17 protein-coding genes and 1 pseudogene are annotated in these 20,329 nt (G+C 65.5%); 9 read left to right on the forward strand and 9 right to left on the reverse strand.

The genetic code is table 11. The features are described 5' to 3' along the window. The first annotated feature begins 2 nt into the window (after positions 1-2). Positions 3-542, forward strand: coding sequence for a DUF1993 domain-containing protein (locus tag L0963_RS08440; protein WP_186401235.1), 540 nt, complete (start codon positions 3-5; stop codon positions 540-542). 42 nt (positions 543-584) lie between these two features. On the opposite strand, the gene L0963_RS08445 is transcribed toward L0963_RS08440, so the two are convergent. From L0963_RS08445 to L0963_RS19675, 3 genes are all read right to left on the reverse strand, one after another. Next, on the reverse strand, positions 585-1,007 hold the full coding sequence (locus L0963_RS08445; RefSeq protein ID WP_186401236.1) for an ExbD/TolR family protein: 423 nt from the start codon (positions 1,005-1,007) through the stop codon (positions 585-587). Between the two features lie 271 nt (positions 1,008-1,278). Further along, positions 1,279-2,394, reverse strand: coding sequence for an OmpA family protein (locus L0963_RS08450; RefSeq protein WP_234179175.1), 1,116 nt, complete (start codon positions 2,392-2,394; stop codon positions 1,279-1,281). A gap of 129 nt (positions 2,395-2,523) precedes the next feature. Continuing rightward, positions 2,524-3,009: a DUF2793 domain-containing protein gene (locus tag L0963_RS19675; protein ID WP_313906778.1), complete on the reverse strand. Its 486-nt coding sequence runs from the start codon at positions 3,007-3,009 to the stop codon at positions 2,524-2,526. Between the two features lie 286 nt (positions 3,010-3,295). Between L0963_RS19675 and L0963_RS08460 the strand changes: the two genes are divergently transcribed. Then, entirely contained in the window at positions 3,296-3,631 is a 336-nt protein-coding gene (locus L0963_RS08460; protein WP_062901109.1) for a hypothetical protein, read from the forward strand. A 284-nt stretch (positions 3,632-3,915) separates the two neighbouring features. On the opposite strand, the gene L0963_RS08465 is transcribed toward L0963_RS08460, so the two are convergent. Both L0963_RS08465 and L0963_RS19880 read right to left on the reverse strand, forming a co-directional pair. Next, on the reverse strand, positions 3,916-4,095 hold the full coding sequence (locus L0963_RS08465; protein WP_062901110.1) for a hypothetical protein: 180 nt from the start codon (positions 4,093-4,095) through the stop codon (positions 3,916-3,918). A gap of 244 nt (positions 4,096-4,339) precedes the next feature. After that, positions 4,340-4,462 (reverse strand): annotated as a pseudogene (locus L0963_RS19880) (phage major capsid protein); the annotation flags it as partial. 394 nt (positions 4,463-4,856) lie between these two features. Between L0963_RS19880 and L0963_RS08475 the strand changes: the two are divergent. From L0963_RS08475 to L0963_RS08490, 4 genes are all read left to right on the forward strand, one after another. Continuing rightward, positions 4,857-6,998: a S9 family peptidase gene (locus L0963_RS08475; protein WP_234179177.1), complete on the forward strand. Its 2,142-nt coding sequence runs from the start codon at positions 4,857-4,859 to the stop codon at positions 6,996-6,998. 138 nt (positions 6,999-7,136) lie between these two features. Beyond that, the gene (locus tag L0963_RS08480) at positions 7,137-8,786 is read left to right on the forward strand and encodes a M28 family metallopeptidase (protein WP_186401239.1); all 1,650 of its coding nucleotides are present in this window, start codon (positions 7,137-7,139) and stop codon (positions 8,784-8,786) included. A 96-nt stretch (positions 8,787-8,882) separates the two neighbouring features. Continuing rightward, a complete protein-coding gene (locus tag L0963_RS08485; RefSeq protein ID WP_186401240.1) occupies positions 8,883-9,461 on the forward strand; it encodes a phosphoribosyltransferase in 579 nt (192 codons plus the stop codon). After that, entirely contained in the window at positions 9,454-10,482 is a 1,029-nt protein-coding gene (locus tag L0963_RS08490) for an adenosine deaminase (protein ID WP_234179178.1), read from the forward strand. Before L0963_RS08485 ends, L0963_RS08490 begins: the two co-directional genes overlap by 8 nt. Here L0963_RS08490 and L0963_RS08495 read toward each other — a convergent pair. The 4 genes from L0963_RS08495 to L0963_RS08510 all read right to left on the reverse strand — a co-directional run bounded on the left by L0963_RS08495 (position 10,479) and on the right by L0963_RS08510 (position 15,530). Beyond that, positions 10,479-12,587, reverse strand: a complete 2,109-nt coding sequence (locus L0963_RS08495) for a TonB-dependent receptor plug domain-containing protein (protein WP_234179179.1) — start codon at positions 12,585-12,587, stop codon at positions 10,479-10,481. The genes L0963_RS08490 and L0963_RS08495 overlap by 4 nt on opposite strands. Then, positions 12,587-13,342 carry a hypothetical protein gene (locus L0963_RS08500; protein WP_186401242.1) on the reverse strand — a complete coding sequence of 252 codons (756 nt, stop codon included), beginning with the start codon at positions 13,340-13,342 and terminating at the stop codon, positions 12,587-12,589. Before L0963_RS08500 ends, L0963_RS08495 begins: the two co-directional genes overlap by 1 nt. A gap of 113 nt (positions 13,343-13,455) precedes the next feature. Next, positions 13,456-15,156: a M56 family metallopeptidase gene (locus tag L0963_RS08505; protein WP_062901118.1), complete on the reverse strand. Its 1,701-nt coding sequence runs from the start codon at positions 15,154-15,156 to the stop codon at positions 13,456-13,458. Further along, entirely contained in the window at positions 15,153-15,530 is a 378-nt protein-coding gene (locus tag L0963_RS08510; RefSeq protein WP_003043189.1) for a BlaI/MecI/CopY family transcriptional regulator, read from the reverse strand. Before L0963_RS08510 ends, L0963_RS08505 begins: the two co-directional genes overlap by 4 nt. Before the next feature lie 138 nt (positions 15,531-15,668). On the opposite strand from L0963_RS08510, the gene L0963_RS08515 reads away from it, so the two are divergent. The 3 genes from L0963_RS08515 (at position 15,669) to L0963_RS08525 (ending at position 20,249) form a co-directional block, all read left to right on the forward strand. Continuing rightward, complete coding sequence (locus tag L0963_RS08515) at positions 15,669-17,483, forward strand: DUF885 domain-containing protein (protein WP_234179181.1); 1,815 nt, start codon at positions 15,669-15,671, stop codon at positions 17,481-17,483. Between the two features lie 59 nt (positions 17,484-17,542). After that, positions 17,543-18,514: a magnesium and cobalt transport protein CorA gene (locus L0963_RS08520; RefSeq protein ID WP_062901120.1), complete on the forward strand. Its 972-nt coding sequence runs from the start codon at positions 17,543-17,545 to the stop codon at positions 18,512-18,514. A 130-nt stretch (positions 18,515-18,644) separates the two neighbouring features. Then, complete coding sequence (locus L0963_RS08525; protein ID WP_234179182.1) at positions 18,645-20,249, forward strand: ABC-F family ATP-binding cassette domain-containing protein; 1,605 nt, start codon at positions 18,645-18,647, stop codon at positions 20,247-20,249. The last annotated feature ends 80 nt before the right edge of the window (positions 20,250-20,329 follow it).

The raw sequence follows: 20,329 nt of genomic DNA on the forward strand, positions 1-20,329 counted from the left end.
CGATGTCGCTCTATGATCTGACCGTTCCCGCCTACGTCAATGCGCTCGGCGCGCTCTCGGCGCAGCTTGCAAAGGCGCAAACATGGGGTGCCGACAATGCCGTGGGTGAGCTGCAATTCGCCGCCGGCCGGCTGGCCCCCGACATGTTTCCCTTGCCGACGCAGATCCGTTTCGCCTGCGGCCAGGCCGTCAGCGGGCTTGCCCGGCTCGGCGCATCGGGCGGCCCCGATTTCCCCGATGACGCCGCGGACTTTGCGGAAATGCAGGATCAGATCGCGCGCACGCTGACTTTTCTCGATACGATCGACCCCGCGTCGCTCGGCGAGGACGATGATCGACCGGTCAGCTTCGATCTGCCCAACGGCATGGTCTTCGACCTTACCGCCGCGACCTATGTTCGCGACTGGGCGCTGCCGCAATTCTACTTCCACGTCGTCGCGGCCTATGCCGTCATGCGTCATCTTGGGGTACCGCTCGGCAAGGCCGATTATGCCGGCTATATGATGCAACATCTGCGCCCCGGCACAGCGCCGGCCGCCTGACCGGCGCGCCCGACATCGGATACCCGCGCAGGGGGCTGTAAGTCAGACCAGACCGCCGTACCGCTGAATGCCGGGAAACGCGATCTTGCTGCCCCCGTTGCGACGGATCGCGCCGATGGCCTGATCGACCCGCAGATAGCGCGCCTGCGCGTCGGGTTCGAACAGCAGCGTTGCCGGAACCGCCCGCTCGGACGCTGCCTTCACCAGTTGGCCCAGTTCGGCGAGGTCGACGGCGTTGCCGTTCCAGCGAATGATGTCGCTGGTGTCGATGCTGACGCGATTTTGGTCGCGAACTTCGAAAGGCGCCGGGCCGGAGGGCAGCGTGACATCGACCTTGTGCGTCGGCGGCGGAATGGTGATGACGAACATCACCAGCATCACGAGCATGACGTCGATCAGCGGCGTGGTGTTGATGTCGGGGCTGCCGTTCGGATCGGCGCGAAAGATGCTGCGGCGTCGACGCATTCTGTCTCTCCCTGTCCATCGGGAGCGCCAACATTTCATCCTCGCGTGCCAGCGCGCCCGCCTTGTCCGAGGCAAACCCGCTCATCGAGGCGCCTCACAGATATGATATATCATTTATCCTGAGGAGCAAGGCTCAAATTCTGCGTCGTCGCCCCGGCAAGCCCCGCCATCAGCCGCAGGTGTCATCGAAGAGCCCAAATAAAGAAAGGGCGGCACCTTGCGGTACCGCCCTTCTTTTTCGTCCAATCCCCGTCGGGGATGGAAACCGGTCTTACATGCCCGAGTTCGGACCGTAAGTGATTTCCACGCGACGGTTCTGGTCGTTGCGGACGCCATCGGCGGTTGCAACGGCCGGGCGGGTTTCGCCGAACGCCTGCGTCGTGATCGAGCCATCGGCGACACCACGAGCCGTCATGTACGACTTCACGGCATCGGCGCGACGCTGCGACAGACCGACGTTGTACTTGGCCGAACCCGAACGGTCGGCGTGACCGGCGAGCATGACCTGCTGGCCACTGCAGCCACGGTTGTAAGCGCTGATCGCGTTGTCCAGCGTTGCAGCCGCTTCCGGCGTGATCGCCGACTGATCCCAGTCGAAGTACACGATATACGGTCCGGGTTCGCAAACCGGCGGCGGCGGCGGCGGCGGCGGGGGAGCCGGCGGCGGCGGCGGCGGCGGCGGCGGCGGAGCCGGCGGCGGCGGCGGCGGAGCTTCTGCGCCACCGAAGTTGTAGGTCAGCGTTCCGAGCAGCGAGTGCGAACGGAAACGACCCGAAACGTCGCGGCCAAGCTGGTCGACCATCTTCAGATCGCTGACATTGAAGAAGCGATACTTCAGACCGGCATCCCAATGCTTGGTCAGCGGCGCGCGAACACCGGCGATTGCCTGCCACGCGAAGCGCGTGTCGGAATCGTCGAGGAAGTTGGTTGCGAAGACCGGCTGAACCGAAACGCGCGCAACACCGGCACCACCGCCGACGAAGCCCTGCAGACCATCGTCGTCACCGAAGTCGAACATACCGTTAGCCATGAAGCTCAACGCGTTCGAGTCGCCATTCAGCGGCGTATTGCCGGTGAAGAGCCCGCCCGTCGAGCTCGCCGGAATCCCGGGAGTCGAAAAACGACCACCGGTGATGTCGGCTTCACGATAGCCGACTTCGACTTCAGCGCGGAAACCGCCGAAGTCATAACCGACAGTGCCTTCGAAATCATAACCGGTACGATGATCGAGCGTTCCCGCATTAGCGACGGTGCCGATATCGAGGTCGATGTCCTCGACGATCATAACACCACCACCGACACCAACATACCACGAGTTGTCGCGCGCCACAGCAGGCGACGCAAGGGCAGTGGAGGCCAACGCCACAGCGACGGCAAGCTTCCTCATAATGGATTCCCCTTTCAATTGAGATTACGTCTCGACAGACGTCCTACTCGTGCCTTTGGTTCCACGCAAGTAAACAAATCGACAATCTGTTGCCAAAAAGTCGCACTTTCTGCGCGAACAGAAGCAAAATCAGTCAGCGATCATAATACCATGCGCCACCATAAGCGCAAGCAGCGCGTCTATTGCCGCACGCGCTTCCAGGTCGATCGTCGTGCCCCCATCGGGATTCGCAATAGCGATGGGTAGAGTCCATTTGGAGCCGCCGAAACGTAACGCGGCACCGTCGCTGATCCGTCTGACACGCATCCCGGACAAGGGCGCGACAATTCGCCATCCGCCCGCGGTCCAGAGCGCCAGCCGACCCGCCTCGCTGGCCCATGCACCGGTCGCGGCTCCATCCACGATCCAGCAATTGCCCGCGGCAGGGGCTTCGGGCGGGGTTGCCAGCGGCCCATCAACGGCGGCGGGGAAAGGCGGAAATCGCCGACCTGTTGAACGGAAAGCGCGCTTCCCGCCGGTATTGCTGCCAGCAGCGCGGCATCCAGGACCAGCTGGGATCCAGTGCAATCCCACGGGCCGAGCCCCGGCATCAAGGGCACCAGCATCGTCTGCCACAGCTCGCGGCCCTCGCCGGGCAGATCGACCTGGCCGCGCCAGCCGTTACTGGCGCGGCTACGCCGCACCCTATGCGCCTCGATCGCGCCATCGGCAGCCGCGCACACATCTCCATGCAGCGGCGACAGCGGCCGCAGCGCTCGCGCCGCCGATGGCACCGGCACATCGACCAGTTCGATGCCACCTTGCGCCGTTGCCGATCTGCAGCAGAAAGGCGCTCCCATTTTTAATAGCCATCGTCTACATCTCTTCGCACATAATCATCCGCAAACTGGGGAGTCGCAGGATGCTTGTTTTTTCCATTCTTCTCGCTGCCATGGCGCCGTCGCCCGCCGCCGCCGTCGACAATTCGCGTGCGGTCTTCACCAAATGCCTGCGCGATCACATGAAGAAGTCGCTCGAGGCAAAGATGGGCGAAGCCGAATATGAACTCGCGCTCAAGGAAACCTGCGGCACCGAACGCGATGCGTTCCGCAGCGCAATAGTCGCGCTCGATCGCGCCGATGGCGACACTGCCGCCGAAGCGGCCGAAGACGCCGATTCGCAGGTCGAGGATTACCACGCGACCTTCATCGACAAGTTCAAGGATTATACCGAAACCAAGACAATGCCCGCCGACTAGACGCGGGACGAGGCGGGCGGACCAATTCGGACCGTCCGGCCATCACCCGCCATGCGGTGGCGAACGACCCGACGGGTCTCGGCCGGTTGCGGAATTTCTGCCACCCTCCCGCAGGGGGGAGCGGTTGGCGGTGGGCTTGCGACTTTGAATATACCCACTGCGCTGCGGCTAGCGAGCAAGCTCGCAACGCTCACTGCCGCTCCCCTTTGCGGGAGGGGAGGACAGCGGACGCTTCAAGGCTCCGCTTCCCATCCCATCCCCGCCGCACTTGATTATTCCCTACCCTAACCATCCCCAAACAGGCAGCGGCATCGCAGCGCCATCTCGTGCCACCAGCCGCCGTCGCGCCCGAAGCGCGTTCGCGTCCGTTCGACCCGCGCCCCCGCCATCGCCCGGCCGTCGGCACCGCCGCGCAGCGCCCCCGCGATCGCCCCGCCGCGCCGGCAATCGTATAAGGGAAACATCTAGCGACAGGCTCGGCGCCCGCGAACCGGCGTTGGCCGGGCACCGCGCCGCTCGGCGTCAGCGAGCCGGTCCCGCCCTCGTTGCACAGCGCGCGCACCATATCGGCGAAAAAGGGGGTCGGCATGGCAGGACCATCCTGTCGAATATAGACCTAATTTTGGAGTGGAATGCCGGCCGGTAGGCGCCCGGCCCGTCCCGAAAGGGAAGGGAGCCGGGACCGGGCGCCCTCGCGCACCAGCCGCTTTAGCTGGCGGCGAACTTAAACAGCTTGATGGCGTTCGAATCGATGATCGCACCGCCCACCCTTTTGGTTGCATAGAAATGCACGAAAGGCTTGTTGCTTAACGGATCGCGCAAGATTCCCGTCACCCGCGCCGACGCCGCGACATTCGACGATTCTGCCAGCGATGCCAGAAAAATGTCCATCTGACTGCGAGCCGGACGTGGCCTGCCACCCGTCTCCCAAAACAAAGGGCCGGAACGCCCCTCCCGCATCGAAGGGTGCCAGCCCCAAACGCAGTTCTTCATGATGTGGCCTCGTGCCATAAGAGCGTGGTAATATCAATAGAAAATAACCTATATGGCTATTAGCTTGTCCGACCAGAAGATGGCGCCAAGGTCGCGCGCTGATTTCCCCTCCTGCAGGCGGGAGGGGAGGAGAAAATCACAACCCACCATCCCTTTCCCACCCGCTCGATTGACGCGCCGCGCCAGATGGTTACACCCTCAACCATCCACCGGAAAAAGGGGCACCCATATTATGCGCAAACTCGCCTTGCTCGGCGCGAGCCTTCTCACCCTCGCAGCGCAGCCGCTTCACGCGCAGCAAGGCGCCGTTTCCGAGCCCGCGAGCGCGCCCGCCGCAACCGCCTCCGCGCCGGATGACGCAACCGGCAGCGCACAGACCGGGCCGCAGCGCCGGTTCACCGGTGAGGATCTTTTCGGCCTCGCCGCCGCATCGGACCCGCAGATCAGCCCGGACGGGCGCCACATCGCCTATGTCCGCCGCGCGAACGACATCATGTCCGACCGCGCGGTCAGCACGATCTGGCTGGTCGACACCCAGACCGGCGCCGAAGTCCCCGCTGCGGGACGCGGCGGTGATGCCTTTTCGCCGCGCTGGTCGCCCGACGGCAAGCGGCTTGCCTATGCATCGACCGAGGGCGGCAGCGTCCAGCTCTGGGTGCGCTGGATGGACGGAGGCGAGGCGGTAAAGCTCACCGGCCTGCCGACCAGCCCGTCGAGCATCACCTGGTCGCCCGATGGCCGGTCGATCGCCTATACGATGCTCGTCAAGGACGATGCGCCGCGGTTCGGCAAGGCCCCCGCGAACAAGCCCGAAGGCGCCAAATGGGCCGCGCCGCTGGAGGTCCACGACCTGCTCACCTACCGCGCCGACGGCCAGGGCTATATCGAACCGGGGTTCGAAAAGATCTTCCTTGTCTCGGCGACCGGCGGCGCGCCGCGCCAGCTGACCTTCGGCCCCTATCATGACGGCGGTCCGCTCAGCTGGTCGCGCGACGGCGCGATGCTCTATTTCAGCGCCGACCGCCGCCCCGACTGGGAAAGCGATCCGCTCGAAAGCAACATCTATGCGCTCGACGTCGCAAGCGGCTCGATCACCCAGCTCACGACGCGCAAGGGCCCCGATGCCAATCCGCTGGTATCGCCCGACGGTCGGATGATCGCCTATCTCGGTTTCGACGACCGGCTGCGCGCCTATGAAAACACCGGCCTCTACGTGATGAACCGCGACGGATCGAACAGCCGCCGCATCGCCCCCGACTGGGATTTCAGCGTCGACGGCCTCGCGTGGGACGCCGACGGGCGGGGCCTCTATGCCCAATATGACGAGCATGGCGAAACCAAAGTGGCACGCATCGGCCTCGACGGATCGGTCCGCACCGTCGCCAGCGGATTGACGAGCAGCGGACTCGACCGGCCCTATTCGGGAGGCAGCTTTTCGGTCGCCGACAATGACGCGATCGCCTTCACCGGCGGCGGCCCGGCGCGGCCGGCCGAAGTCGAACTGGCGGCCGGCGGCAAAACGCGCGTCCTCACCGACCTCAACCGCACGCTGCGCGAGGTGAAGGCGCTGGGCGAGGTGCGCAAGATCACCGCCACGTCGAGCGTCGAGGGGCTGTCGATCGACGGCTGGCTCACCCTGCCGCCGGGCTATCGCGAGGGGCAGCGCGTACCGCTGATCCTCGAAATCCATGGCGGGCCGTTCGCCGCTTATGGGCCGCATTTTTCGACCGATAACCAGCTTTATGCCGCGGCGGGCTATGCCGTCCTCTCGGCAAACCCGCGCGGCTCGACCAGCTATGGCGCGGCCTTCGCCAATGCGATCGACAAAAATTATCCCGGCAATGATTATTTCGACCTGATGAGCATCGTCGATCGCGCGATCGACCTCGGCATCGCCGACCCCGACGCGCTCTTCGTCACCGGCGGGTCTGGGGGCGGCGTGCTGACGAGCTGGATCGTCGGCAAGACCGACCGCTTCAAGGCCGCGGTAGCCCAAAAGCCTGTGATCAACTGGACGACGCAGGCGCTCACTGCCGACGGTCCCGCCTTCTTCGGCCGTTACTGGATCGGCGCGATGCCGTGGGAGGATCAGACGCCGTTCTGGAGCCATTCGCCGCTGTCGCTGGTCGGCAACGTCAAGACCCCGACCATGGTCGTCGTCGGCAGCGAGGATTATCGCACCCCGGTCAGCGAGTCGGAGCAATATTATACCGCGCTGCGTCTGCGCGGCATCCCGACGGTGCTGGTCAAGGTGCCGGGCGCCAGCCACGGCGGCATCGCAGCCCGCCCGTCGCAGGCTGCCGCAAAGGCATCGGCGATCCTCGCCTGGTTCGAAAAATACAAGAAGGGGTGGACGCCGGCCGCCAAGGATTGAGCGCGGGCTGGCGCCCGCGCGAGACTTGCTTGGTCGGACAGGTGGGCGCCTCTCGCCCCCGCCGCTCTACGGCGGTTCCAATTGCCGCGCATCCTGCTAGGGTCGGCGCTTCCCCAACCAACGGAGCCCGCTCCCCTGATGTTTCTGCGCCCTCTCGCCGCCCTGCTCGCTGCCGCCTTTGCCGTCCCCGCGCTTGCGCAGGATATCAGCACCGCCAATCTGACCGAGACTGTCCGCACCCTCGCGTCGGACCAGTTTCAGGGCCGCGCCCCCGGAACGGTCGGCGAAGAGCGTACCGTCGGCTATCTGATCGGCCGGCTTCAGGCGCTCGGACTCGAACCCGCCGGCCCGAACGGCGAATGGACGCAGCCGGTGCCGCTGCTCCATACGCGCCTCGGCACCCCGACCGCGCTCGCCTTCGACCGGCAGGGCAGCGCCACCCCGCTCACCCTCGGCACCGACATCTATGTGTCGAGCCAGCAGGACAAGGATGTGGCGGCGATCGCCGATGCGCCGATGGTTTTCGTCGGCTATGGCGTCCACGCGCCCGAACGCGGCTGGGACGACTTCAAGGGCGTCGACCTCAAGGGCAAGGTCGCGGTCTTTCTGGTCAACGACCCCGATTTCGTCGCGACGAAGGGCGAAGACAGCTTCGGCAAATTCGGCGGCCGCACGATGACCTACTATGGCCGCTGGACCTACAAGTTCGAAGAAGCGGCCCGCCGCGGCGCCATCGCGGCGCTGATCGTCCACGACACCGACGGCGCAGGCTATGGCTGGAACGTCGTGAAAAGCCCCGGCGGCGAAAACTACAGCCTCGTCGTACCACCCGAAAAGGCGACCAGCCTTGCGCTTCAGGGCTGGATTTCGGGCGAGGCCTCGACCCGGCTGTTTGCATCAGCCGGTCAGGATCTCGCAAAGCTGCGCATTGCGGCCCGGCGCAAGGATTTTCGTCCCGTCGACCTCGGCACCGGCTTTCGGGCGTCGATTCCGGTCACGCATGAGGTCGTGCGCAGTCAGAATGTTCTCGCCAAAATCTCGGGCACCGACCGTGCTGACGAGGTCGTGATGTATGGCGCGCATTGGGATGCCTATGGCGAGGGCAAGCCCGACGAAAAGGGCCGCATCTACCGCGCCGGTGCGAACGACGACGCGCTCGGCGTTGCGGCGCTGATCGAAATCGCACGCGGCTTCAAGGCCGCACCGCCCACCGATCGCACGCTGCTTTTCGCCTTCTGGACCGCCGAAGAGCGCGGCCTTCTGGGGTCTGAGGCCTATGCACAGGCGCCCGTCTATCCGGTTGAAAAGACGGTCGCGAACCTTGGCATCGACATTCTTCAGACGGCAGGCAAGTCAAAGGACGTCATTCTCGTCGGCAAGGGCCAGGGCACGCTCGAGGATGATCTCGCCCGCGTCGCCGCGATGCAGGGCCGCACCGTATCGCCCGAAAGCCTTCCCGAACGCGGCCTCTTCTTCCGCGCCGATCATTTCAGCATGGCCAAGCGCGGCGTCCCCGTGTTGCTGCTCATGGGCATCGCCGGCGTGTCCGACCTTGTCGAAGGCGGCAAGGAAGCAGGGCAGAAATGGGTCGATGACTATACCGGCCGCTGTTACCATCAAGCTTGCGACGCATGGGACGAAAGCTGGAACTTGGCAGGCGCCGCGCAGGATATCGCGCTCTTCTACACGATCGGCGACGAGCTCGCGCGCTCGGGCAAATGGCCCGGCTGGAAGAGCGGCAGCGAGTTCAAGGCGCTGCGCGACCAGACCGCCGCTACCCGCAAATAGCATCTTGGCTGCGAGGCGGCCGGGCGGTCGGTAGAGAGAGAAGACGCCCCGTCGCCGCGCCTTGCCCGGCGCTTCGCCTGCGTATAACTCCGGCCCATGACCACCGACAAGATCTACATCAGCGCCAACGACCTTCTTGCCGATTCGTTGCGGCTCGGGATGCAGGTGATCGACAGCGGTTTTGCGCCGACACATCTCGTCGGCATCTGGCGCGGCGGGGCGCCCGTCGGCATCGCGGTCCAGGAATTGCTCGAATATCACGGCGTTCACAGCGACCATATCGCGATCCGCACCTCATCCTATCACGGCATCGACCGCCAGGACACGCAGGTGAAGGTCTTCGCGCTCGGCTATCTGATCGATACACTCGATCCCGAGGACCGGCTGCTCATCATCGACGATGTTTTCGATAGCGGTCGCAGCATTCGAGCCTTTCTCGCCGAACTCAGGGCGCGATGCCGCCACAACATGCCGCGCGATATCCGGATCGCGACCGTCTATTACAAACCGCGCCGCAACGTCACCGATCTCAAACCTGACTTCTTCGTCCATGAGACCGACCAATGGCTGATCTTCCCGCACGAAATCGACGGGCTGACGATCGACGAGATACGCCGCCACAAGCCCGAGGCGGCGATCATCCTGCGCGAAGAAACGGAGACGCCGCATGGCTGACGATTTTGCTACCCCGGCGGACCGGGCGGCCTTCATCGCCGCGCTCCCGAAGGCGGAGTTGCACCTTCATATCGAAGGGTCGCTCGAACCCGAACTGATGTTCGAACTCGCGCGGCGCAACGGCATCGCCATCCCGTTTGCGACGATCGATGATGTCCGCGCGGCCTATGCCTTTTCGAACCTGCAGGATTTTCTCGACATCTATTATCAGGGGATGGGCGTTCTGCAGACCGAACAGGATTTCTATGACCTGACGGCCGCCTATCTCGCGCGCGCGCATGCCGATGGCGTTCGCCACAGCGAGATCTTCTTCGATCCCCAGGGCCACACTGCGCGCGGCATCCCCTTCGCGACCGTCATCGGCGGTATCACCCGCGCGCTCGACGATGCGCAGGCCCGTTATGATATGAGCTCGCGGCTCATCATGTGCTTTCTTCGCCATCTCAGCGAGGAGGAGGCAGAGGCGACGCTCGACGAAGCGCGCCCATGGCTCGACCGGATCGACGGAGTCGGTCTCGATTCGTCCGAAGTCGGCCACCCGCCCGCCAAGTTCCAGCGCGTCTTCGCCCGCGCCCGCAACCTCGGCCTGCGCCTCGTTGCCCATGCCGGTGAGGAGGGGCCGCCCGAATATGTGCACGAAGCGCTCGATCTGCTGGGCGTCGATCGCATCGACCACGGCAATCGCAGCCTCGAGGACGAAGCCCTCGTCGCGCGGCTCGCCGATGACGCGATGTGTCTGACCGTGTGCCCGCTTTCCAATCTCAAGCTTTGCGTCGTCGACGACATGACCGCGCATCCCCTCAAGGCGATGCTGGATGCCGGGCTTCTTGCCACCGTGAACAGCGACGACCCAAGCTATTTCGGCGGCTATGTGAACGCCAACTACACCGTCGTCGCCGATGCGCTCGATCTGTCGCGGGACGAGCTTGTCACGCTCGCCCGCAACAGTTTTCTCGGCGCCTTCCTCGATGACGACGCCAAGGCGCGTCATCTCGCCGCGATCGACGCCTACGCGGCCTAGAATTTCCCGCGAACCGAGAAAGCGAAGATCGGCCCGATCAACCGGTCGCGCTTTTCGACGAAGGCAATCGGGCTTTCGTCGCGCAATCCCGTCCATACCGTGCGGTCGCGCTTCGACCTTGCATTGAGGATGTTCGCCACCGTCGCACGGACCGTCAGACCGAACACATCCTTGTTCTCGACAAAGATGTTGGCGAACACAGGCCCTTCCCACGCGGTGTCGATCTGGTTGCGGCGATAGACCGGCTGGTAATGCGAATGGTTGGCGCTTGCGCCCCAGGCCCAGTCGCTACCGGGAATATCGTGGCGCAGACTCAGCTCGACGACCCGGTCGGTGAAGCCGTTCCACTGGCGCGTCTCGCCGGTGAAGGGGTCGCGCAGCGAGCTTTTCTGAAGTAGCAGCCGGGTTTCGATCTTCATGCCCTTGATGCCGGCCGGATCGAGATTGATCGTCGAGGTCCAGTCGATCGCGCCGGCGCGCGCCTTGGCAATATTGCCGACGCCTTCGCCATCGCCGATCGGGATCACGTCGACCCGGTCTTCGACATCGCGGTACACGAAGAACAGCTTTGTCGATCCCCACGCCCCGAACCGCTTGTTGACTTCCAGTTCATAGCTCCAGTCCTGCTGCGGCCGCAGATCGGTGTTGCTGCCATTCTGGTTGTCGTCGTTCAGGAAGGCGCGCGCGAGGAAATCGTAGAAGCTCAACTGCAGCACGCGGCGTCGGATCTTGAGCGACATGTCGAAATCGGGCGCCGGTGCCCAGGCGATCGACAGCGATCCCTTCGGTCGGAAGAAGCTGCGGGTCAGGCCGTTCGCGCCGCTTTGCGTGATCGTTGATCGCTCGGCGCCCGCAACGATCTGCACGTTCAGCTTGTCGGTGATCTTGCGGCCAAAGCTCAACAGGCTTTCGTAGCGATCCTCCTTCACGCCCCCGGTACCGCCCGGGAACGGAAGCTCGACGAAAGCCCCTGTCGGATCGAGCGTATAAAGCGCCGCAACATTGTCGAGCGTGTTGAACGCCGCCTCCCCCGACAACTCCCAATCGCCCCCCAGCATCTTCCACTGATATTCGCCGCGCGCGATCGTCTCGCCGATATCGCCCGTCTGGGTGAAACGATCGCCGACTGCGGGCGATCCGTCCGAAAAGCTGGTGATTACTTCCTGCGAATAGGGTTCGTGGCTGAAGCGGCGCAGCCCGATCAGCTTCAGCTTTCCGGGGCCGACCCCGAACTGGTAATCGCCGTTGACTTCGTAATTCCAGCTGTTCGGATTTTCGCGAACGGTGCGATATTCGTCGGGGGCGCCATCGCGCGTCCGACGTCCGAATTCGACATAGGGATTATAGATGCGCTGATAATGGGCGCCCAGATGGCCTACCGTATCGGCGGGGCCGTCCCAGGTCAGCCGCCCTGAAAGCTTGGGCGTGTCATAGGGACTGCGCCAGACATCGTGGCGGCGCTCGATGATGTTGCCGTCGCCGTCGGTGATGATCGTCGGCCCACCCGCGGAACTGCGCGCCGAATCATTGTTATAGAGACCCAGTTCATATTCGATCGCTCCCTTGCGGCCGCGGACCGAAATGTCGCCGCGCGTGTAGAGCGGATGCGCATAATGAGCGCGAAACTCGGGCTTCCACGCAAATTGACCCGAAAAATCGTCGGCGCGATAAACGATATTGGCCACCTGACCCGATAGACCGGGGATATCGAGCGAGGCGCCGTCGACGATTTCGATGCGTTCGACATTCCCGGCGGGAATGCGCGACAGCAATGTCACCATATCGTCCGACTTCGTCGAGGGACGCTCGCCGTTGAACAGGACATTGCCTGTCGCCTGCCCGAGCCCGCGGAGCTGTTCATTGTCGCGGATCGAAAAGCCCGGAACCTGATTGAGCATGTCATAGGCGTTCTTGGGCGCGTAGCGGACGAAGTCGGCGGGGGTGAAGACCTGCCGCGCGCTGCCGCCACTCGCCGGAGCGGCGGCCGGAGCCGGGACCGGCGGCGGGGCTGCGCTGTCGACCGCCGCATCCTGCGCGCACGCAGTCGTCGCCGACATCGATGCGGCAAGGGCGGCCGCCAGCGCCATTGCGCTCGTCATCCGCATCACTGCGTGCCTCCGGCTGCCGCATTCATCGAGCGCGCATAGTCGGGGGTAATTCCCAACGCCTTCATGCTGATCACCTGGTCGGAGGTCAGCTTTGCGTATCCGGCCGCTGCCAGCCCGCGCACATAGTCGCGGTCGACGCCCAGCGCCTTGCACGCGATCGCATCGTTGATCGAGGTGAGCCGAAGCGCGCCCGATTGGAGGTCGCGGACATAGGCGGGCGTCACCTTCAACGCTGCCGCCGCGACAAGTTCGCCGGTGTGCGGACGAAGCCCCGCGTCGATCAGGCCGTCGGCCAGTTCCACCGTCGCATCGACCATCAACATGGCGAGTTGTTCCTTGCGCGTCGGCGTGCCGACACCGCGGCTCTCCAGCGCGGTCGCGAAGCCGGCATCGGGCGCAAAGCGGCATTGTCCCTCGCCCTCATAGGCTGCGTGCAGACTGCCCGTGCAATCGAGGCGGCCCGCCGCGTGCACCACGCTGAAGCTGACCGGGCCGCGCCCGCCGCCCAGCGTGTCCCGCGCCGCGGAAAATTCCGCGCGGGCACCGTCGAGAGCGACACTGCTGGTTGATTGCTTGGCGCGAAGCTGCAGGCGCGGATCGCCGTCGCCGTCGTCGGGCTGCGAGACATCCCAGCGGATCGCGCTGCTCTCCTGGGCCGAGGCCGCGGTCGGCTGCGCAGGGGCGGCGCAGGCGATCAAGGTCAACAGCACGCTGCCGGCGGCGACGAACAATGTCTTCGATTGCGGTTTCATTGGGGGCACTCCTCCTCCGTGCGCCGGGCGAGCATCATCGCTCGCCGCCGCAGCGGCGTTTCAAAATCAGGCTTCGATGAGCGGCGGCTTGGCTTCGGCCAGTGGCCGAAGGGTCAGTCCTGCGGCGCCGCGGGATTTTCGGGCGGCGCTGGCGGGCGCGGCGGACTTATCCGCGTGACCTTGCCGTCGGCGCTGCGCGCCTCGAGCGTTCCGTCCGAGCCGATGCGCGCGGTCGCGCCCGAACTGGACCGGACTTCGCTATAGGCCCCGCCCCAATTGCCCAGCGCGCGCGCCTCGATCGCGTCGTCGGGGTCGCGCATCGCGCGGCCCGCGGCACGCATCTGGCGGACATAGTCGCCGGTGACGCCCATGGCCCGCATCGCCGTCAGATCGTCGAGATTCACATCGGGGAAATAGCGGCGCATGTCGCGGGCATAGGCCGGGTCGATGCCCACCGCTTTCGCGCCAACCAGATCGCCGACGTCGGCGTTCGGAAAGACACGGCGCATCGCATTGATATAGGCCGGGTCGACGCCGGTCGCCTTGGCCGCGATAATGTCGTCGGCATCAGCATGGCCGCTTTCGCGCATCTTGCGGACATCGTCGGGTGTCACGCCGACCGCGCGCATGCCGACAAGATCGTCGGGCGACAGCGGCTTGCGGGCAGTAGCAGGGGCCGGCTTGTCGGTCCGCTCGCCCGCCGAACCCACGGCCGCGGCGGACTGCAATGCCGCGGCCGGGGCGGTTGCGACGGGGGTGTGGACAGGCCCCGACGCGGACGGTGTGGCAGTCGCGGAAAAGGCGGCGAGCGGCGCCGATACGCCGGCGAGCAGCACCAGGCTCATCAGAACCCAGCTCGCGCTGGCGGGTCCGCGCTTCAGGCTGCCGTCGAGGACGCGGGTGATCCGGCGCTTCAGGCTGTTCTGCGCCGGCGCGACCCCATGGGCGGCAAGCAGCGCGCCCTGATTGTCGTGACGCGCCGCGCCGACGAGCAGCGAGGCATAGTCGGGACCGTCGATGTCGGCGAGCAGCACGGCATCATCGGCCGCTTCCTCGCGCAATTGATGGCTCTCGCGCGCCAGCATCCAGACGAGCGGATTGAACCAGAACAGCGCGCAGGCAAGGCGCGCCGCGAGCAGCTTCGCCCAGTCGAGCCGCGCGACATGCGCCAGTTCGTGCGCGATGATCGCCTCGGCCTCGGCCACGGCATCGACGGCGGCCGGGTTAAGCACGATCGTCGGGCGGACCACGCCCCAACTGATCGGCGAGCGCAGTTCGTTGCTGACCAGCAGCGCTGTCCCATGCTTGAAGCCCATCCGCCGCTGCGCTTCGGCGAGCGCCGACAGCCACGAAGGCTGAACCAGCACATCGGCTCGGCCGCGCATCGCGAACAGCCGCACCACGGCAACCGTCATCAAAAGGGCAAGCAGGAACAGGGGAAAGCTGTACACCCAGATGGCGAGGTCGGCCATCGCGGGCAGCGTCCAACCGGCATCGGCTTTGCTATCCGCAGCCATGGCCGGCGCCGCAGCGCCGGGCTGAGCCGCCGCCGCGGGAGGCGCCTCGACAACCGCCGGTGGCGCCGACATTGCAGGCGCAGATGCTTCGACCCAGTCGGCGGGCAGCGGGGCCCATTCGGGAAGCGCCAGCGTCGCCACCGGCAGCAGCAGCAGCGCCGCCAGCCCGGCATGCGCGATAAGCGAACGCTCGCCTGCCGAACGCGACCGCGCGAGGCGCAGCAACAGCAGCGTCAGCCCGGCGATGATCGCCGATTTCCAGGCAAGACCCAGCAGGGTCGCGGCGGTGATCATCATTTTGTCCTCCCTTCGCGCGCTTCGGCGATCAGCTTTTCCAGCTCATCGAGATCGCCCGCACTCATCTTGTCCTGCATGCCGAGCAGCGCCGCGGCGGCGCTGGTCGCCGATCCGTTGAAAAAGACGCGCACCACCTGGGTCAGCGCCGATTTGCTCGCCGTCTTCTCCTCGACGCTCGGCGCATAGAGAAAGCCGCGATCCGATGCCTCGCGCACAACGAAGCCCTTGGCCTCGAGCCGCTTGAGCATCGCGCGGATCGCCGATCCGGACAGTTCGGCGGGCAAAGCCTCGCCGATTTCAGTCACGGTCGACGCGCCACGTTCGTAAAGAATATCGACAATTTCGCGTTCCCGCGGGGGCAAGCTCGACAACATGCGAATCACCTTTCGCGCTACATTTGTAGCGTGCTACATTTGTAGCGCATGCTTGGCAAGGGGTTTTATTCGACCAACACACATGCTTGCGGCAAAGCCCCCGAAACCATAGGGTCGCGGCATGATAGGAGAACAACCATGATCGATTTCGCACTGGATCGCCGGACGCTGCTGGCGGGCATGGGCATGGCATCGGCGGGGCTTGCGATGCCGGCATGGGGTGCGGACAGCGCCGACGCGCGCCTCGATGCACTGCTCACCCGCCAGTTCGATCAGGCGCTGATCGACGACCCGACCCGCGCCGCGAGCCTGGGCCTCGATATCGGTGCGCGCGCCGGGCTGCGAGCGCGATTTCCCGACTGGTCGGCCGCCGCGCGGACCGCACGCGACCGCCGGATCGACACCGACCTTGCCGCACTACGCGCGATCGATCGCGGTGCGCTCGGCGATAATGCGCGGGTGGCCTATGACAGCGCCGAATTCGATCTTGTGGCCCGCCAGCGACTGGCCCGCTTCCCCTATCACACCGGCGGCTTTGCGCACCGCGCCGGTCCCTATGCAGTCACGCAGCTCGGCGGCTTCTATACCGGCGTCAGCACCTTTCTCGACAGCCAGCATCCGGTGAAGACCAAGGCCGACGTCGATGCCTATATCGCGCGAATGGAGGCAACGCCGGCGCTCCTCGACGATGATAGCGCGATCGTGCGCGCCAATGCCGCGATGGGCGTCGTCGCGCCGCGCTTCATCATCGAACAGGCCCTGCAGCAGCTCGGCCGTTTGCGTGACGGCGATGCGGCGTCGAAGACGATCGTCGCCTCGCTCGCCCGCCGCGCCAACGCCATCGGCCTCACCGGCTATGATGCGCGCGCGCAGGTGATATTCGAAGGTCCGATCCGCGCTGCTCTGACGCGTCAGATCGAGGTGCTGACGGCGCTGCTGCCTAAGGCCGGTGACGAGGCGGGCGTATCGCGCCTTCCGGACGGTCCCGCCTATTATGCGGCGACGCTGGCGCAGCACACGACCACCGACATGACCGCCGAGCAGATCCATCAATTGGGGCTCGACCAGCTTGCCGATCTGCACGCGCGCATGGACAAGCTGCTCACCGCGCAGGGCTTCAAAGAGGGCAGCCTACGCCAGCGGCTCGACGCGCTGACCGCAACCGACGGCCAGTTGTTCGCCAATGACGATACGGGGCGCGCGGCGCTGCTCGCCTATCTCAACGATCGGCTCACCACCATTCGCGCCCGCCTGCCGCAAGTGTTCAGCCGGATGCCGCGCGCGCCCTATGAAATCCGCCGCGTCCCGCCCGAGATCGAGATCGGCGCTCCTGGCGGTTCGGCGCAGGCCGGCACCCCCGACGGGTCGCGCCCGGGCATTTTCTTCATCAACCTGCGCGATACGCACGAGTGGCCGCGCTACACGCTGCCGACGCTCGCCTTTCACGAGGGAGCGCCGGGGCATCTGTTCGAAAATGCCCTGAAGTTCGAGGACGCGGCATTGCCGCTTTACCGCCAATCCTCTTACGTCACGGCCTATGGCGAAGGCTGGGGGCTGTATGCCGAGCAGGTTGCCGCCGAGCTCGGGATGTACGGCGACGATCCGCTCGGCGAGATCGGCTATCTGGCGTCCTATGCGTTTCGCGCCTCACGCCTCGTCGTCGATACCGGGCTGCACGCCAAGGGCTGGAATCGCCAGCAGGCGATCGAATTCATGGTCGAAAACTCGTCCGAAACGCCAAGTTCGGCGCGAACCGAGATCGACCGCTACATCGTCTATCCGGGGCAAGCCTGTTCATACAAGGTCGGTCAGACCGCGATCAGCCGGCTGCGTGATGAGGTTTCGTCGCACCGGGATTATGACATCAAGCGCTTCCACGACGTCGTGCTCGGGGCCGGACGCATCCCGCTTGCGGTGCTCGAACGCCGCGTACGCGACGCCTTTCCGGCCTGAGTTATTTCCCTCGGCCGCCCGTGCCGCTATCTGCAGCGGGCAGTCGAGGGAGTTTGACGATGCCGATCAAGGCCGCCCGTCTCTATAATGATGGCAAGCTCGTGCGTGAGCTGGGCCCGAACGAGGCCATTCCCGATCATTGCGATCCGGGCGACTTTTTCTGGCTCGGCCTGTTCGAGCCGACCCCCGGCGAGCTGGAGGGGATCGCCAGGCGCTTCGGCCTGCATCCGCTGGCGGTCGAGGACGCGCTGAAGGCCAACCAGCTGCCAAAGGTCGAAGCCTATGGCGAGCAATTGTTCGTCGTCGCCAGCACCGGCAATCGCGATGGCGACACGATCCAGTCGGGCGAAACCGCCTTCTTCCTTGGTCGCCATTTCATCGTAAGTGTCCGTCACGGGTCGGCGCGGACGCACAGCGAGGTGCGCGCGCGGCTCGAATCCTTGCCGGCGAAACTGGCGCACGGCCCCGATTATGTACTTTATGCGATTCTCGATTTCATCGTCGACGGCTATTTCCCGGTGATCGACGCGATCGAGGACCGGCTGCTTACGGTCGAGGAAAGCGTCATGGACACGCCGCTCGACGCCGACGACATCCGGCATCTTTACGGCCAGCGGCACGAGATCATCCGCTTTCAACGCCTGGTCGGATTGATGAAGGATGTCGCATCACGCCTGACCAGCGATGCCGACCTGCCGTGCATCGACGATGCCGTGCGCCCCTTTTTCCGCGACATCTGGGACCATGTGCAGCGCGCCGAATTCCGCCTCGTCGGATTGCGTGATGTCGCGGCGTCGGTCGTCGACACCAACAATCTGCTCGAACAGCAGCGGCAGGGCGCGATCACGCGCCAGCTTGCGGCCTGGGCCGCCATTCTGGCCGTACCCACCGCGATCGCCGGCATTTACGGCATGAATTTCGAGCATATGCCCGAACTCGGCTGGACCTTCGGCTACCCCTTCGCGCTTGCCTTGATGGGCAGCGTGTGCGCGCTCCTCTATTGGCGCTTCAAGCGGATCGGCTGGCTCTAACGTCGGCCCGCTCTTGCCCGGTCGCCACCGGGACGTTATCTGTCATCCGTCATCTTTTTAAGGAGTCGGAGGATCATGGACCGCAACTGAACGCATCGCCCCTAGCCTTGCCTTCAGGAAAGCCTTTTCCATGTCTACGATCACCCTCTCCCGCCTCGGCTGGTCGCCCCCCGACGGTCGCCGCATATTTTCCGATCTCGACCTTCAGTTTCGCCCGGAACGCACGGGTATCGTCGGTCGCAATGGCGTCGGCAAGTCGACCCTGTTGCGCCTGATCGCGGGTGAGGCAACGCCGACAAACGGCGCGATCAGCCGCGGCGCGCGCATCGCCATGCTGCACCAGACGGTGCAGGTTGCCGCCGATGCGACAATTGCCGACCTGTTCGGCGCGCGCCCGGCGCTGGCCCTGCTCGCGCGCGCCGAAGCGGGGACGGCGTCGCTCGACGACATCGCAGAGGCCGACTGGACGCTGGCTTCGCGGATCGACGAGGCGCTGGCCGGTGTCGACCTGCCGCTCGATGTCGCGACGCCGCTTGTGCATCTTTCGGGTGGACAACGCACGCGCGCCGCGCTCGCCGGCGCGATATTCGAGCAGCCCGATTTTCTGCTGCTTGACGAACCGACCAACAATCTCGACCGGCAGGGCCGGGAGGCGGTGCGCGCGATCCTGCGCGACTGGCAGGGCGGCGCGATCGTCGTCAGTCACGACCGCCAACTGCTCGAGGAGATGGATGCGATCGTCGAACTGACCGCGACGGGCGCCGCGCGCTATGGCGGCGGCTGGAGCGCCTATTCCGCGCGCAAGGCGGTCGAACAGGCGGCCCTTGAGGCCGAGCTTGCCACCGCAGAGAAGCGCGTCGATCAGGCCCAGCGCCAAGCGCAGGCCGCCGCCGAGCGGCAGGATCGCCGCGATTCGCGGGGCCGGAAAAATGCGGCGCGCGGCGACATGCCGCGCATTGTGATGGGGGCAATGCAGCGCCGCGCCGAAGAATCACGCGCTGCCGCCGGGCGGCTGGCCGAACGCCAGCAGGGACAGGCCGAGCAGGCGCTCGCCGCGGCGCGCAGCCGGATCGAGATCGTCGATCCGCTGGCGATCGCGCTGCCGTCGACGGGTCTCCCGGCTTCGCGGACGGTCGTTGCGTTGGAGCATGTCCGCGCGGGCTATGACGGCGGCGCACCCGTCATCGATGATTTGTCGTTCACGATCACGGGACCCGAGCGATTGGCAATCACCGGCCCGAACGGATCGGGCAAATCGACGCTGCTCGCGCTGATCGCCGGAACACTGACGCCCTGGTCGGGGAGCGTGCGCGTCGGTGTGCCGTTCGCGCTGTTCGATCAGCGCGTCGCGCTGCTCGATCCGCTACTTTCGATCGCCGACAATTTCCTGCGGCGCAACCCCGGGGTCGGCAACAATGCCTGCCGCGCCGCGCTCGCACGCTTCCGCTTTCGCGCCGACGCCGCCGATCGCATCGTCGGCACGCTCAGCGGCGGGCAGGTGCTTCGCGCCGGGCTCGCCTGCGTCCTCGGCGCGCCGCAGCCACCGCAGATGCTGATCCTCGATGAACCCGGCAATCATCTCGATCTCGATTCGCTCGCCGCGATCGAAACCGGGCTCGCGGCCTATGACGGCGCGCTCATCGTCGTCAGCCACGATCCGGCCTTTCTGGATGCGATCGGGGTGAACCGCGAGCTGGCGCTGGGCGACGACTGCGGCCTGCCCTCACCCGGCTGACACGCCAGCGACTTGCCAGCGACGTCTGGCTGTGGCAGGGGCGCCGCTCCCACGGCGTGGGGCGCTTAGCTCAGTTGGTA

It is taken from the genome of Sphingopyxis sp. NFH-91 (assembly GCF_021401285.1).
Lineage (GTDB): Bacteria > Pseudomonadota > Alphaproteobacteria > Sphingomonadales > Sphingomonadaceae > Sphingopyxis > Sphingopyxis terrae_A.